The organism is Algibacter pacificus (assembly GCF_008033385.1).
In the GTDB taxonomy this organism is placed as follows: Bacteria; Bacteroidota; Bacteroidia; order Flavobacteriales; family Flavobacteriaceae; genus Algibacter; species Algibacter pacificus.
On record NZ_VOGY01000006.1, the window covers coordinates 252,898 to 270,383 of the forward strand.

Consider the following 17,486-nt stretch of genomic DNA (forward strand, 5'->3'; position numbering starts at 1 on the left):
TTAATTTTTTTTTGATATCCAATAATTTTCTATTTCTTCTAAGCTTTTACCTTTTGTTTCAGGGAGCACTTTTATAACCAAATAAATAGCAGGAATCATAAACCCTGCAAAAAACCAAAATGTACCAAATGGTTTTAGGTTTTCTAATAACCATGGCGTCATTTGTCCAACAAAAGTGGTACCTATCCAAACGGTCATTGTTGCTATGGACATTGCAGCACCTCTTATTTTTAAAGGGTATATTTCAGAGAGCAATACCCAAAGTACTGGCCCAAATGAAAAAGCAAAACAGGCTATAAACAAAAGTATAAATGTCATAAGTAAGTACGGGTTTTCTATTTCTAAGTAAAACAGTATTCCTACGGCGATTAAGGATAACATAATACCAATAATACCATATTTTAATAGTGGTTTTCTGCCCAAATCATCAATTTTCCATAAGGCAATAAATGTGAATAGCACGTTTACTACGCCAATGATAACTTGTCCTCCCAAGGCATCTCCTAGTTTTAGACCACCTTCTTCTAATATTCTGGGGCCATAGTAAATAATGGCATTAATACCACTTACCTGACTTAAGAAAGCTAGTGATACTCCTATAAGCATGGCAAGTTTAAAGGGCCCTGATAAAACAGATTTTATTTCAGTAGAATCTTTTAAAAGAATGGTTTGTACTTCTTCTATATTTTTATCGGCTTCTTCATTAGTCATAAAACGTTGCATAATACTTTTGGCTTTCACCAATTGGCCTTTACTAGCTAGCCACCTTGGACTTTTTGGTATTGCCAATAGTAAAAGAAGAAATATTATTGCAGGTATAGTTTCACTACCTAACATAGATCGCCATACTTCGGTAACATATAGTTGGCGAACTATTCCAGTTGCGTTTGTCATACTTTCTGATGTTGAAAGTGATAATAAATAAGCATTTACAAAATAAGCACACAAAATACCAAGGGTTATTGCTAGTTGATATAAAGCAACCAATCTTCCTCTGTTTTTTGCTGGAGCAATTTCTGATATATATAATGGAGATAGCATAGAAGCAACACCAACCCCAATACCACCAATAAGTCTATAAATAACAAGGGTGTTAAAAGAATTAGAAAAAGCACAACCAATGGCCGACAATGCAAAAAATAGACTAGAGACCAATAGCATGTTTTTTCTCCCGTATTTATCACTAATAATACCTGCTATTAAGACACCTAGAATAGTTCCTACTAAAGCAGAACTTACATACCAACCTTCCATAATTGTACTAAGTTCAAATTGCGTTTTCACGAAACCTATAGTTCCAGATATAATTGCTGTATCATAGCCAAATAGGAAACCGACAAGTGCTACTACAAAAGCCAAAAAATTCACATTGTTTTTCATTTAATAAGGTATTTAGTTTACTTTAACATAACTTTACAATACTATAGATTTTAGATATAGTTCATGGTTTCAAATTAATTTTACTGAAATTAAATGTTTTAAAGTGTAATTAAACATTTTTTAGACGAATAACATATGTTAATCATTTAAAGTAGCAATAATTCCTTTTATATAACCAATTGTAAATGATCGTCCTCTTTCTTCCCAAGATACATCACCAATCATTTTGGGTACATGCCCTGGCATAATCATGCCTTTGTAATCTACTTCTTTTAACTTTTTAAGTACCGAAACCGGATTGTAATACCCTGGCATATCAACAAACACTTCGTTTAATTTATCATTATTTACTAATGAATTTGATACGGTTTGAAAATGAACATATACTAATTTGTCTAGTTTTGCAAAATACTCGGTAACAGCATTAATATCTTCACCCATAGCTGAAAAATTACCCAAGCAATATTGTAGCCCGTGGTTATCACTTTCTACTAAAGACATGGCTTTTTTATAGGCTTCAAAACTTCTGAATAACTGAGGCACACCAGCTAAACTTGGTACAGGTGGGTCGTTAGGGTGTAGTGCTAAAGTTACACCAGCCTCTTCGGCAACAGGTAAAACGCCTTCTAAAAAATATTGATAATAGTCCCACATTTCTTCTTCTGAAAATACACGACCATGAGAAAGCGGTGCTCTAGCGAAGTCATTAAGGTCTATACTCATAGATTGTGCACCACCACGAATAGGAAAGGTTGTTGATGAACGCCAAACACCTGTAGGCGTCCAGCCATAGCCTAAAACAGGTATTCCCGCCGCTCCCATATTAGCAATAGATTCCTGAACATGTTTCATCTGTTCTTCTCTGCCAGGTTGTCCCATCATTATTTTGTCGTAAAAGGAAAATGGCATGTTTTCTAAGGCAAGAAACCTAATTCCTGCATTTTCAACCGTATTGCGAAGCATTAATAAATCTTTATACTCCCATTGGTGATCACCAGGTAAAGGAAGGTGGTCAAAATTGGTATCAATAAGATTATTTTTGTACATATTTAAAATAATATCATCAACTCCAAGTTGTTTAATAAGGGTTAGCTTTTCTTCGGTTGGGTGCATAAAAGAACCGAATCCTGGACGCATTGGTAAATTCGCCCATTTTTCAGATTTAAGTAGTCTTTTCATATTTTGTTTATAAAACGATTATTTTTTTATTTTAATTGATTATTACAGATTCTCCATAAAACTTTGTTTCAAGAAGTGAATTGTTTTCATAAACAGAAAATGTTTTTTGGGTTAATTTTATACCAAAAGTTCTGCCGTTCCAAACAATATTTTTTAATGTGGCCTCACCGATATCTTCATGGTTAAATGGTTTTATAGTTAGTTTGTTGGGTTCTATGTTCACACCAAAAGTTCCAAAAACAATAGCTTCCATTCCTGCACCTGCTGCTATTTGTACTGGCATTGAAGAGCGATCCTGTTCTGGAGCATCAATGCGGGGGTTTTGTGGCAGGTATGGAAAATGATCAATATATCTGATATTACGCTTTAGTACATCCCAACCTTTACCAGCAAATCCTTTTTGATACAAGTTACGAGAAATACGACCAGGCATACCAGCATATTGGCCACCGCCACCCCAATCTGAGTCAATTAAGTCCCAGTGTACACTGTCGCGACGGGCAATAGAATAAACGCCATATTTTCCTAAAAATTCACCTTCTTGCAAGTGGCTTACCAGTTTATATGCTTGGTTATCTGGCAGGTAATCTGTACCTAATAAATCAAACAGGTGGTAGGTCCAAATGGTTCCTTTTGTGCCATCAGGATAGTAATTATCAAACCATCCTAATTCTTCATTCCACAGGTAAGTATCTACTAAGCCTTTTAATTTATCGGCATTTTTAGTATAACGTTGTTGTAATTTGTTATTCTTTTGGGTTTTTGCCCAATCTGCCATGGTGTACAGTAAATCTATAGTTAAAGTGTTGGTAATTGGTACTGCGTGGTTGTAACCATCTGTGCGGATTTCAATAATTTTTTCGGTATTGTAACCCACATCTATTAAGCCAAGTTTATTGGTGTAATTTGTTTGCAATTCGTTTACCCAAGCTTGCATCCATTCCCATACGGTTTTACCTGCTGCTTTTTCGTTAAGGATGGCATAATCACCTGTATGTCTTATATAAGCTTCAATCATAATTTGAAGGGCAAAAGGTTCTTGGATATAAAGTATATCCCAGTGTGCACCGTTCCAGCCTACATAAGTTCTTTTTAATTGTACTTGCTCAAAGTCTGTTAAAATGGCACCTTTTAAACTTTCGGGGTCAAGCATAGCAAGTAAATCCGATGCGTAAGAGTTATCCCAACTAATAGTGTACGGCCATGTACCAACAGCCCAAAACACATCGGTAATGTAGTTCGGGTTTTCGTAACGGCTCATCATAACCGATAAAATACAACGGTAATAATACTCTTGAAGTTGTTTATTTGTACTAGTAAGTTTAGGGAGTTTATTATATGCCCAAGCAAGCATATCACGAGTTTTTTTGTCGGCACTTTGCATTCGTTCTTTTATATCCGATTGGTAAACTTCGGGAGCGCCATTTTGTGGCTCGTAAAATTTTACCGCAAAATAATAGGTTTCGGTTTTGCCTGGTGCAATACTAATTTCAAAACCTTTATCGCTAGTTTCTTTTATAGACGAAGATACTCGTGCTCTAGCCATATCGCTACCATAGGTAAACGCATCAATAGTATTGGGTACAGTATTTCCCTGTTTAAAATGACACACCATTTGATCGGCCACCTGATTTGGTGTAATGGTCATATTCAAATCCTTCGAATTACGATTGGTTAAGATTAGTTTAATGAACACTTCATCATCCTCAAAAGAAACATTAGTCCAGCTTTCAGCAGAGAAACTTACCCACTTTTTATTATATTCTTTATGAAACGTTGCTGTACGGTGGTAGCTATTAGGTTGCCATTTTTCATCTTGTGTCACCATTATCGACGGTGAATTTGGTCGAAAATTAGACCCTAGTGGATCTACACTTTTTCCATCATCTATCCACGATTTCCATTTGGTTGGTACATCGTCTTCAATAAGCCGCTCTGTCCCTTTATCAAAAAAGTTTAAGTTAAACTCATAACGTGGTGCGCCAATAGGTAAAAACCAAACATTGGTAAACTGTGTTACACTATATTGACGAGGTGATACAAATCCTCGGTAATTTACCAAAAGGACTTGTTCATCGTCAAAGGTCATATCCTCGCGATCCATGGCATAATACTCTGGATTGGCAGGGGTAAAGGCCGACTGTGCTAAAATGTTCTGTATTGTGGCAAAGAGCAGAACGATTAAATAAAATTTGATGTGCTTCATTTTATATATTTTATTATTATTCAATTGGTAATAAATCCGAACGCAGGATGGAGTCTCCGTTTTCATCCAAAATTAACCATTCGTTTATTCTTACCATACCTTTTTGGTCTTCTCTACCTTCAACTACAGGTAGTTTATCTTTATCGAAGAAAATCATTATCCCATCGGCAGAAACTGGCGCATTAAATTTTACGTGGTAGGTATTACGTATTTCAGAGTCGGACGTTTGCGTAAATTCAAGTTCTGTAAGGGTTTCTCCATGGCGCATAAACACGCGAAATTGGTCGTGAAGTGGGAAAATATCCCCACGATCGGCAATAACAGTCAATCCGCCTACCATTGTCGTTTTACCTAGGTTAGTACCCAACCATATATCAGCAGGGGCTTCTTTGCTTTTTCCTCCAAATTTTTTCGATACCCATCCGCTGTAATAACTACCATCGGTGGATTTTAGTGAATTGAAATGTCCATTAAAGTCCGATTGGCTAATGTTTTGATTCACATTTACAAAACGTCTGTAACGGTAAACCAATTCTTTTGTATTTGCTTTAAATACTTCCACGTTAATAATACTTCGTTCTGTTATTTCAAAAGGGCCAGTATATTTTTTGGCTTCGCTAATATTACTTCTACTTTCGGTAGTATAGTATATTTCAGAATTAGGTTCATTACAGGTTATGGTAACAATGGTTTTAGGTCTAAATGTTTCAAATTTGTCCGTTGCAATGTATTTATGAGAAATTTCAACCGGTGTTTTTTCCATGTAAGCATAGGTTGCATTGGAGTATTCACCAACATTACCACCATGATCTACGGCAGCTACTTTGTAGTAGTACGATTTATTTACCTGTACAGTAGTATCAACATACATTTGTCTATTTAATTCTGCTGTACTGTAGGTTTTATGAAATGTTATAGAATCTTTTGAAGGTATAAGCTCATTAATTAAGTTTTCTTTATCAGGTGCGAAGTTTGCTTTCTCGCCTCTATGAATTAGATACTTATCTACATCGTTTTCAAAATTTGTGTAAAACCATAAATTCACATAATCTTCAGGAGCCAAGGATGAAACATGGGCTGTATATACACCTTCTACTTTATTAGGTTTAGTATCATTCTCGTCATTATTTGGAGTGGTACATTTTATTGTTTTAGAGGCGATACCTTTGTTATTGAATTTATCAACAGGCTGTATTTTATAGTAATATGTTGTGTTTGGTGTAACACGATTATGGCCCCAACCACCATAATTAAGTTCTGTTTTATCTAAATATTGCGTTGTTTCAGAGGTTCCAATAAAATTTAAGGCTTTAGTTTCGCACAAAGGGTCTAAACTTCTATATACATTGTAATGACTAATTATATTGTTGTTATTGACTTGATTCCATGTTATACGAACTTCTTCATTGGATATTGCTTGCACCTGAATTGAAGGAGCAACTGGCTTTAAGTTAGATTTACTTGTAAGGCGTATGGTTTTTATACCGTGTCCATTAATTTCAAATTCAATTTCGTTATCGGTAACGGCAATTTCTGTTTTGTTTTTTTCAACAAGATTTAAAATATAAGCTTTATCAATACTTTGATCTAGGTTTAATTTCACTTTTACTTTAGATGTTTTTCCTTCTAATTCAAAAAACCGTATAATAAATCCGTCTCCATTGGCTTCTGCTTTTTTTAGTGTAGTACACACAACATTTTGTTTGTTAGTGCTTAAAAAAGAACGTTTGTTGGAGAGTTTGCCCTTCTTGTTTTTTTCAATAAATTGAGATGTAATGGGATGAGAACTATTCCAACCGAAATTATATGCTTTTCCTTTTTGCCAATTACCTGCGTGGCTATTAATTGAAAACGTATAATTTTTAGTTCCTGGTTGGTCTACCTGTACATTGGTTTGAAAGAAATTATTCATTAAATAGAGGAACATATTACTATTCTCTGGTTTTACGACATCTTCTTTTGGTCTTCTACCATCGTTGTTCCAGTATACAGGTCTTGGATGCCCATAATTTACCAAGTTAGTTTCTACGGTTGATAAGGTAACACCAAAGTCATCATTTGAGGCATCGGCAAAATGTTGAATGGCGTAGAACGATGATTCTGCAGACTCAAATTGTAATTCCTTATTGCCAGGTTGGGTTACCGCACCAGATAATTCATGATGATGCTGGTAATTTGGTACCTTTACAGGTATTGCGCAAAATGCGGCTTCTTTTAGATATCTATTCCATCCCGAAATTAAGGCTTCACCATTAGAGAGCTTATCAACTTCCAAATCAAAATCAAGTTTTTTCATGTTATGATGTACATAAACTACCAGTTTAACCTTTCCTGTTAAATAGGCATCTTGACTTATATGAACTTCGTCCATAACAGCACCTTTATAAAGTGTTATATTGGTAAAGTTTGTTTTTTTCCACGTTTTGCTAAAATGATCATAGTGAATGTATTCGCCCAATGCATAAGGTGAGCTTTTATCTATTATGTTTTTGCCCAATTCTTTGTCGATAACGTCTGATATTATGTTTTTCTGTCTATCAATAGTCAATTCATAAAAGCCATTTGTAATAGACGTTGCATCACTTAAAGACGAAGTGGAGTAGGTAGGCTTTTTTGTTTCTTTAATCGTGTAGGTTTGATAGCCCATTGCTGGAATATTTTTTGCAAAAAAAGCGAATCTGCCATCTGTTAATTTTTGCACTTTTATAGATTTTTTAGTGCTAGGGTCAATAAGCTTAAAATAAGGATAGGGCACCTCGTTTTCATTGAGGTACACGACTTCATTACGTTTCCAATTCAAACTGTTATAAACAACTATGGCATTAGATTTAGTTTGTATTTGCGAGCCTATTTTGTCCAAAGACACCTTTAATGCTTGGTCGTTATATGTTATGGCCTCGTCTACCAAGGTTTCGTGCATGGCATTTTCAGTTTCATAATATTTATGGTTTCCACCATCAAAACACCCATTAGTATGTTCGTGGTACATAACAATACGATTGTATGCCTGAAAGATATCTTTTTCAGGATAACCACCATCTGTATTCATAGCTATTGTAGCCAGTTTTTCAGTAGTAGGGATGGCGTAGTTGGCGCGTCTGGCTTTCGCTAAAAGATCGGCATCTATAATTTCTTGGTCGTTCCAACTATCTGGAGCATCTTTTGAAGTTTCCTCTATCATGCCAGGTTGCATCTGCGATTCAATATCCTCAAAATAGGTACTTACTAATGAGCATCTAAATTTTGGGTATTCGTATTTGCTATTCCATTCCTTTATGTTTTGGGCATTTTCTAAGGTTGGTATTGAAAAATCATGACTATCATAGGCTAAAATACAGTCGAACTTCCAGTCTAAATCTACATGGCGGTTTATAAGATGAGATATCCCTTCAATATCCCATGTAGAGACTTTATTGGGTGAATAGTATGAATCTGTACGAGCTAAAGGAACGTTTTCGGTATCTCCATCTGGACTCATCCATTTGAATGCCGGTTTATCGAACATATCCATTAAACAGTTAGGTGAGTTGCTTCCATGCATAAAATAGGAGATATCGGCCTCTTTAAGGTATAGTGGCCACGAGCGGGTAATTCCTGTGACATCATTAATTAAGGCGAGTTTAGATGGTTCAACATCTAGTTTATCTACTACATATCTATTCGGCGTATAAAAGCTTCTCGCTAACATTTCATAACCCACCATTTGTGAGGATATGGTATTGTGGTTGGCAGAAAAACCTATTCTTCCTTCGTTTACCCTTTGCTCAAACTCTTTTATTTTTTCGGGGGTTTGTTTTGATATCCAGCGGATTAAGGGTTCGCTAGTTTCAATATTCCAACGGAATTTATCGTTTTCATCCCAATCGTCGGTTTCTGCACAGTATTCAAGTGCGCTATCTATACCCGCCTCTCTTACTGCTTTTCGTATGTTTTGGTAATAGGTTATAAATCCTAAATCTTGATGCGATACGGCGGCATAATATACTTTCCATTTTTTTTGGGGATGCCATGTTATGGTTTTTTTGGATAAGACCTGCTTTTTAGCATTAAGTAATTCTAATGTTACCTGAGAAGTTTTTTTTACATCTACTAGCATGATATCATAAACATCTTCTCCTTTAGCTAAATGACCAAGGTCTTGATAATACGCATCAAAACCTTCGGCTTTTATTCTTACACCAAAATCCATTTTTTTACTATCATTAGTAACAGTAAGTTTTACAATTTGCTTTAAAGGGGCATTTTTTTGTGTTTTAGGAAAAAACGGTGTAGATTTTATATCCGTTATTTTGATTTTGTCATTTTGCGCACTTAATGTAAAATAAAACGTCAAGAATACTGTAATGGCTAAATTTTTCATAATCTAATTTTCATTATTATAAATTATTTTTATTGTACTTAATTCACTTTTTTGAAATGCCAAAATGGACTACTAGCATAAACCTTAACTTAACCTAATATTCTTTTTAATTTCAAAAGAGGACAAAGTGCATAAGACATGTTGTCAAATCATTTAGAATACTAATGTTTTGTTTGTGTTTACAGTAATTTTCAGATAAGTGGTTTTAGTTTAGTTTATATAACTATTTATTGAGTCATAGTTATATGAAATACAAATTTAAGCACAATTTACAGGTGCAAGTGAAGTTAAACTTGCTAGTTTTGAGTCAATATTAACATTGGGTTGATTTTTTATAGTAACTTTTTTAAAATAAAAACTCATTAATAGTAAAATTAAGTTTTAATATTAATGCTTCTTTTTAAGAATTGAGAAGGTGTTACTCCGTTATTAAACTCTTTAAATTTTTTGTTAAAGTGTTGTATTGTTGGAAAACCAGAATGTAGTGCTATGGTATTAATCGATTCATTTTTATTGTTTAACAAAAGTCTTTTTGCATGATTTATGCGGTATTCGTTTAAAAAAACAAAAAAAGACTTTCCTGTTTTTTGTTTAAATAGACGACAAAAAGACGGCTTAGTTAAACATGCGATATCGGCCATTTCTTGCAGTGTAATTTTGTTATGAAAATTGTTTTCAATATGGCTAAAAATGGTATTAACTAAATTATAATCTTTACTTGTTAGTTGGGGTAGGTAACCAGGACTAGCTAAAAAACTGTAATTATCTGCTTCGGTAAGTTCAAATAATAAATTAAATACAGCAATCCATTTACGAAGTCCTTTTTTGTTGTTTATATCTAACAGTAACGGTTTTATTAGATCACTTGTTTTTTGACTGAATGAAATGCCCCTTTCAGCGAGCTTAAAAAGCCTAACCAATGGTTGTAGTTCTTGAGCGTCTTTAAAAATATTATGCATGAAATCTGGAGGAAACTGGAGCGTAATTCGTTTGCTTCTATGGGGTTTTTCTAAATTGTCTTGAAATTCATGTTTAGTATTTACCCACATATGCGGTAGGTTAGAACCGACTAAAACTAAATCTCCAGATTTATAACTAGACGTATAATCTCCAATATATCTAACGCCTTCGCTTTCTAATATTAAGGTTAACTCAAGTTCTGGATGAAAATGCCAAGGCATATCAAATGAAGGAAGATCAATGTAGGTGCATCGAAATGGCGTTTCCTTATCAAATATTATTTTGTAAAATGATGCTTTCATTTTTAATTAAAAAGTGATTTTTAAGACTTAGGGGGTATCAAGTTTAGCTAAAATAAAAAATAACATCATGACATGATGTATGTTTTGATTAAAAAGTGCATTAAAATATGGACTTATTGATAAGTAAAATGGCTATCTAGTTTTTAGATAGCCATTTGGTGTAATAGTGCAAGAATAGGTTGTTTGTTATTCCGTTTTTAAACTGTATGTTTCTATCGAATATTTTCCAATCTTTAATTCTGGAGCAACAGGTACCGGATTCTCTTCTATAATATTAGTGTGATTATGAGATTTAATATCAAAGTAAGATGATATGTTTACCGTTTCATTGGTGTCTTTTACATTATACATTCTTGCAATAAAATCTTCAGAATCTTCCGCTTTTTTTACGGTTGTAACAATAACATTTTCAGAATTAATAGAGAAGAAACTTACTTGTTCTGGTAAATATGGTTTTGCAGCTGTTACTGGATTTAAAACCACCTGTATAGGTTCGTTTTCCTGTTTGGCAACTTTTTGTCCTGTAATGCTTCCTGCCTTCGTGGATGTAAATACATTATGAAAGTTGTGGTTGCCTCCTTGAGAATACTCATTACCTTCCCAATGGCAAGATGTTCTACTTGCTAATAAGAGGTTTTGTAATAGCGGTGTGCCGTTAGTTTTTTCTGTAGGGTCTATCCAATCGGCAGCCGCTACAGAAGAACTTAAAGTAACCGATATATCATCATCAGTAGCCGAAATCCAATCTATTATAGCTCTAGGGTGTACATCTTTACAAAGTGGCGTATAACGTTCTCCTGCTGTTTCAATTTCATCTTTACCAACGCGTACGCTACCAAAAGGGACTTCGTGAGCTATTTCTGGGTTATCCATATTTAAAGGGAAGGCTGTTCTAAATTCTCTGTATAATTCTCCAGACCAATTACGTAAACTGGTATTAAAATAAACACGTTTTAAGTCGTGGTATAAAGTAACATCTTGTCTTACTATGGCATGTTTTATTTGTTGTTCAAGTCTATATTTTGTATAAACAGTACCGTTTTCTAAAATTTTCCATTCGGGATTGTGGGTACTTACTTGGTCATAATCCTTCATGGTTGGTTGTTGTACGTCTCCAAATTCGCCTGCTCCATTTCCAATAGATTCCATGGTAAATACATCGCCAGCTTTAAATACACTACTATCAAATAATTCCTTTTTTAATTCTTTATCATACACACTAGTAATTCCTCCTTTTGCAAAATTAATAGTGTAAAAAGGGTTCTCGTAAGTACTTGTGGTGTTAGAGTTGTTTTTATTTTTAGAAGATGGTTTTTTATCTTGTAAATAATAGGTAGCATAACCAATAGAAGGAATAGCCTTTGCAATAAAAGTAACATCAATAGTTTTAATACTACCATCGTTATAATAGCTAGCGTTTGCAGTTTGAGATGGTACTATTTTATTGTCTGCACTTACAATACTTATGTTTTTTGTGTTTCCTTTAGTAAAATTTAAAGTTGTAGTTACGGGGTCTGTTCTTTTCCAAGATAAACTATTAAAAAGTACTATAGGTTTTCCTAATTTATTATTCTTTTTGATTTTAGATGAAATAAGTTCTATGCCATCATTTAAAAGGTTTTGTCCCATTGTTCTAGACTTTACTAAGCTTTCTTTAAACAGGTTGTCTGTAACATCACCATCATGACCACCCCAACCGTGATCGGGATAAATTTTGGCTTGCCAAGCTTCATCAAATGCATCAAAAGGGTAAGGGGATAATTCGGGTTCTATTTTATTAGCAATGGATAAAAACTTTTCGGCAGCAGGTAGTAACTTAGAGCCTTCTCTACTTGCAGTAAGAGCTTCATGATGTCCCGGACCGTGAATATACACCCATACATTTGGGCGTTCTCCCATAATGGTATCTATTTTAGTAGCGTTTTTTTCTGCTAAAGGAAAAAATTCATCAACAGTCATTAATTCCATTTTTGGTAAGTTAACTTTAATCGCTTTACCTTCAGCATCTTTTACCTTATCAAACGTATTCCAATTTTCAATATAATCAGAATAATCTATTGCAGGTAACATATCTTGGCTAGATAGCAAAGGTGTTTGTGTTTTTCCTTCTGCGAAACTATTTTCCCAGTATAGTATTTGTTCAGCACCATATTTCATTTTGTTATTCATGTCTCTGGAAAGGTACATCAAGTCGTTACCATAATGACCTGGAGAATATGTAAAAACAGAGCTGCCGTCTGGACTAGCCCAATGAAACATGCCTTTTGCATGCCTACTAATTACCATGTAATCTACGCCAGCTTTTTTTAATATTTGAGGGAGTTGCATTGTTTTACCTGGTACATCAACGTTCCAGTATACTTTAGAGTCGTAACCTCCAAAGGTTTTTTTAACCCATTTTTTACCTAAGTATAATTGTCTTACCTGGTCCTCGGCATCATACATATCCTCATAGGGGCAATTGTAAGTTGCTCCAACAGATATTAATTTTCTTTGCAATAATGTGGTGATTTGTTCTTCAGATTCTGGGTGTCTTTCTATATATTCACGTAGCATTAATCCATCCTCAATATCAAAGCCGTAATCTTCCCTTATAAAAGCATCTTCAAGTACGGGAGCAAGAAGTAAGGTGTCTCTTAAAATTTTACACACTTCAGGTCTATCTACCCAAGCAATATCTTGATGACTAGAGTTCATTATGGATACAAGTCCAGTTTCGTGTTTTTTATCAAAAAAATCATCATAAGTATTAAAAAATTCTGGTTTGTATAATTTGGTTAATGAAGCCGTCCAATGTGGGTTGTAGTTGGTAACGTTATGGAATAAAAAAGGACCTTCAATATCAGATTTCATTGTTATACCGTCACCTTTTTCAAAGGTTAAAACAATCTCTTGATTGTTTTGAACAATAGAGAACGATTTTTTTGGTGCAGCCATGTTGAATGATGTTTTGGCTAATTCGCCTTGGCTGCTAAACGTTTTGACTTTACTTTTATTCTCATCTGAAATAATATAAACCGATCTGCCTGCAAAATGCGCAGGCGCATCAACATAAAGCTTACCGTCTTTTTGTTTAATACTAAAAGCAGCCTCGTCTGTAACCGATTTATTTATGCGTTCCACCACGTCGGTTCCTTTAAAAATCATAAACCAACAGTTTGAATTTTTTTTATGCCCAAGGACTTTAATTTTTGCACTTTCTCCTTTTTTTAAGGAAGATGTTGGTACGGTTAAACGAAAAGCTCCAATGCCATCGGTATTTAAATCTCGTTTTACTAAAATGTACTCGGCATTACCGTTGCCTGGGTTTTTTGTTATAGAAAGTGAGCCATCTTTATTAGAGTTAAAAGTTAATAATGGCTTATCATTGACAAAAACATCAAACGATTCTCTAAGATTGAAATCAATATCACTAAGCATAAAGAAGTTTACTTGGTCTTTAGCATAGTCTTTAGGGACCTCACCAGTTAAGAATTCAAATCCTTTTTTTCCTGTTGTAGCTCTTGCTATCATAGAAACATTTAAATCTTCTCTTACGGATGGGTACAAGAAATATTCTGAACCCCAAAGCATTTCTTTATAACCCTCAATATCATCTTTACAAATTTGATGTAAACGATAATTGGTGTTAAGGCTTTCTATGTGTCCAGTACTACCAGAACCTCCATGAAAGGGTATTGATTTTGTAATATTTATTGTATCATCATGGGCATAACAGGTGCTCATAGTAACTAATATTATCCCAATATTGTAAAATAAATTGTGGATTAATTTTCTGTTTTTGGTTTTCATTTTCTTAATGTATTAGTTTTATTTAGTTTCTAGTTTAAAAGTTTCAATAGCATATTTACCAAGTCCTATTTTTATAGGCATAGGTTTATAGTTTTCTTCTATTAAATTAGTAGGTTTGCAATTTATATTTAATTTTAGGTTTAGGATATTATGGTTGCCTTCGAGAATTATGGTTTTGCATCTGTTTAGTTTAGTAGATACATTTAAGGCTTGTATACTACCAACATAAAGGAGTAGAAAACAAAAACCAATTTTAGAATAAATAGAAGGTTTTTTAGTTATTGATATCATAAGTGGTTGGTTTAAAATTGAGTTTTATGCAAAAACTAAATCGGTTTAGTTACAAATATATTAAATAATTTTAGTTTTATTAGTGTTAAATATTTTTGGTTTTAGCCTGTTTTTAAAAGTGTTAACAACAATATTAGTAGGTTTTGTCTTTTAGCATTAGTATACATGTTGTTAAGCAGACTCGTTTAGTTGTTTGTCGAAATCTTAATTTTATTAAATAATTGAAAATTATATTTATAAGAAGAATAAAAATTATAAAAAAATAGGTGTAAAGTAGAATTTCGTAAGTCTTAAAAGGAATATTGTTAGAGAGCAATGTCGTTAAATGATGATAACCATAAAGCTCCGGTTTTTTAAAAAAGATTGCTAATTAAAATCATTTTAGCCATTTAACTCTGAAATTAATTTTCAAAAACACAACATTTAGGATAGACATAATTTATCCGTTTTTAGTTGCAGTTATACCTTAAAATTCTAATTGATTAGAATTAAAATGAATAAAAAATTTTAACATAAATTATATATTAATAGTCTAGAAACATGCAAATAAAATTCATATTAAGAAAAACAGTTTTTATATTTTTATTTTCCTGTAATCCCCAAGTTGAAGTTACAGATTATACACAATACGTAAATCCTTTTATTGGTACCCAAAACGAAGGCCATACGTTTCCTGGCGCAACAACCCCACATGGAATGGTGCAACCAAGTCCAGAATCTTACAACACCTATTATAAAGGTTATGAAATGGATCATGTTGCGGGCTATCAATATAACGACCCTTGGTTGTTAGGTTTTACCCAAACACATCTAAATGGGGTTGGCTGCCCATCAATGTCAGATATTTTATTGCTTCCAATTAATACGGATACCATCAATAGTGAATCTCGGTTTAATTTTAAATCAACTTATAGAAAAGAAACAGAAATAGCAAAACCAGGATATTATAAAGTCTTATTAGACGATTTTAAAGTAAAGGCAGAACTTACTGCTACCGAGCATGTCGCTTATCATAAATATACTTTTGATAACCCTGAAGAAGCACGACTACTCATAGATTTGCAATATGGCGTATCTTGGGATATCAACACCATATCCTCGAATATATTGGAAGCCTCCCAACAATTTGAGAGTGAGTATGTATTATCAGGCTATAGAAAAGCAAAAGAATGGGCCGCTAGAGATTTATATTATGTAATTAAATTTAGTAAACCAGTAGTAACCAAGCGCCAATTACCAACTCCTAAAGATAATACAGAGAAAGCACCTCGATATGTATTGGATTTTAATATGGAAGGCCATCAGGAACTTGAAATTTTGATAGGGGTATCAACCGTAGGTATTGAAGAAGCAAAAATGAATTTAGAAGCAGAAGTTGCTTCATGGAATACGTTTGATAGTGTTAGAAAAAACACCAACCAAAAATGGAATGCTATTTTAAACACTATTTCTATACAAGGAGGTAAAAAGAAAAAAGAAGCCTTTTACACGTCTCTGTATCATTTATATATTCAACCTAATAATATTGCCGATGTAGATGGGCAGTATCGAAGTGCCAACTCTGGAATTCAAAAGGCGTCTAGTGGTAAATATTACTCTACATTATCCTTATGGGATACATTTAGAGCGGCAAACCCTATGTACACAATTTTAAGTCCAGAATTGGTTAGTGATATTAACACATCAATGTTAGATAGTTATACACACATGGTGACAGATTCTCTTAATCCTAAAGAAGCCAATAAATATTTACCAAGATGGCAGTTATGGGGAAAAGAAACCCATACCATGGTAGGTAATCACGCTGTACCAGTAATTGTTGATGCGTATTTAAAAGGAATAAAACCCAAACAGTATACCGATGATGATATTTTTGATGCCGTATGGACCACTGTAACAAAACCACATTACCGTAATCATGTACAATTAATAGATTCCTTTGGTTACATTCCTTATGATGTTAAACTATCTTCAATTGACGATGGAAGGGAAACCGTATCCAGACTTTTAGAAGGTATATATGATGATTATGCGGCGGCAAGGTTTGCTGAAAAATTAGGCAAAAGTGACGAAGCCGATTTTCTTTATAAGCGAGCAAGGTATTACAAGAATATTTATGATAAAGAAAGTGGGTTTATGCGCGGTAAAAATGCTGAAGGTGTATTTAAAGAACATGTAGATGTTACCGAAGTTGTTGGAGAGTGGTTAGAAGGTTCAGATTTTACAGAAGGGAATGCGTTTCATTATCAATTTCATGTACTTCATGATATTCCCGGTTTAGTTGAAACCATGGGAGGTAAGGACGCATTTGCTCAAAAACTGGATGATATGTTCTTTTCAGAATCTAAACCAGAAGTTAAAACCTTAGTATGGAACATACATGGTACTTATGGGCAATATTGGCACGGAAATGAACCCTGTCATCATATACCCTACCTATATAAATATACCAACACACCAGAAAAAACCGATAAAATAATTAAAACCCTTGTAGATGATTATTACGATACAAAACCCGACGGACTCATGGGTAACGATGATTGCGGGCAAATGTCGGCATGGTATATGTTTTCGGTATTAGGATTTTATCCCGTAAATCCTACCGGAGGAGAATATATTTTAGGAGCGCCCCAGATTAAAGAAGCTACAATAAAATTGCCGAATAGCAACACCTTTACAATTAAAGCCAATAATTTAAGTGATGAAAATTTAGTGGTAAAATCGGTAACTTTAAATGGTGATAAATTAAATAGAAATTACATTACCCATAAAGACATTATTAACGGAGGCGAGTTAATTTTTGAAATGGTTGAACCCACAAAAAAATCAAATTAAACAGTAAATCTACCTAACTTGATTATTTAAAATAACAAAGCATTAGTTTTCATTGAAAAAAACAGGATACTAGTCTAGTTTCCATGTGTAAACAATAATTTTTTTTAGATAAAAGACACCTAGTCGTATTTTTTAAATTTATTAAAAAAGGGTTAAAAAACACTAAATCGGTATTGTATTT

Annotated in this window: 8 protein-coding genes; 1 reads left to right on the plus strand and 7 read right to left on the minus strand. The window is 33.7% G+C overall.

All coding sequences use genetic code 11. From position 1 onward, the window contains the following. The 7 genes from FQU21_RS11180 to FQU21_RS11210 form a co-directional block, all read right to left on the minus strand. Positions 1–1,380, minus strand: a complete 1,380-nt coding sequence (locus FQU21_RS11180) for a sugar porter family MFS transporter (RefSeq protein WP_147678091.1) — start codon at positions 1,378–1,380, stop codon at positions 1–3. Between the two features lie 138 nt (positions 1,381–1,518). Beyond that, positions 1,519–2,559 (minus strand): mannonate dehydratase, encoded by a 1,041-nt coding sequence (locus FQU21_RS11185; RefSeq protein ID WP_147678092.1) that lies wholly within the window; start codon positions 2,557–2,559, stop codon positions 1,519–1,521. A gap of 31 nt (positions 2,560–2,590) precedes the next feature. Continuing rightward, entirely contained in the window at positions 2,591–4,765 is a 2,175-nt protein-coding gene (locus tag FQU21_RS11190) for a glucosidase family protein (RefSeq protein WP_147678093.1), read from the minus strand. A 16-nt stretch (positions 4,766–4,781) separates the two neighbouring features. Then, a complete protein-coding gene (locus tag FQU21_RS11195; RefSeq protein ID WP_147678094.1) occupies positions 4,782–9,125 on the minus strand; it encodes a glycoside hydrolase family 38 N-terminal domain-containing protein in 4,344 nt (1,447 codons plus the stop codon). A gap of 374 nt (positions 9,126–9,499) precedes the next feature. Then, the gene (locus FQU21_RS11200) at positions 9,500–10,387 is read right to left on the minus strand and encodes an AraC family transcriptional regulator (RefSeq protein ID WP_147678095.1); all 888 of its coding nucleotides are present in this window, start codon (positions 10,385–10,387) and stop codon (positions 9,500–9,502) included. 186 nt (positions 10,388–10,573) lie between these two features. After that, the gene (locus FQU21_RS11205) at positions 10,574–14,113 is read right to left on the minus strand and encodes a glycoside hydrolase family 38 N-terminal domain-containing protein (protein ID WP_187269372.1); all 3,540 of its coding nucleotides are present in this window, start codon (positions 14,111–14,113) and stop codon (positions 10,574–10,576) included. Between the two features lie 84 nt (positions 14,114–14,197). Then, entirely contained in the window at positions 14,198–14,470 is a 273-nt protein-coding gene (locus FQU21_RS11210) for a hypothetical protein (RefSeq protein ID WP_147678097.1), read from the minus strand. Between the two features lie 540 nt (positions 14,471–15,010). Here FQU21_RS11210 and FQU21_RS11215 point away from each other — a divergent pair. Next, entirely contained in the window at positions 15,011–17,305 is a 2,295-nt protein-coding gene (locus FQU21_RS11215; RefSeq protein WP_147678098.1) for a GH92 family glycosyl hydrolase, read from the plus strand. The last annotated feature ends 181 nt before the right edge of the window (positions 17,306–17,486 follow it).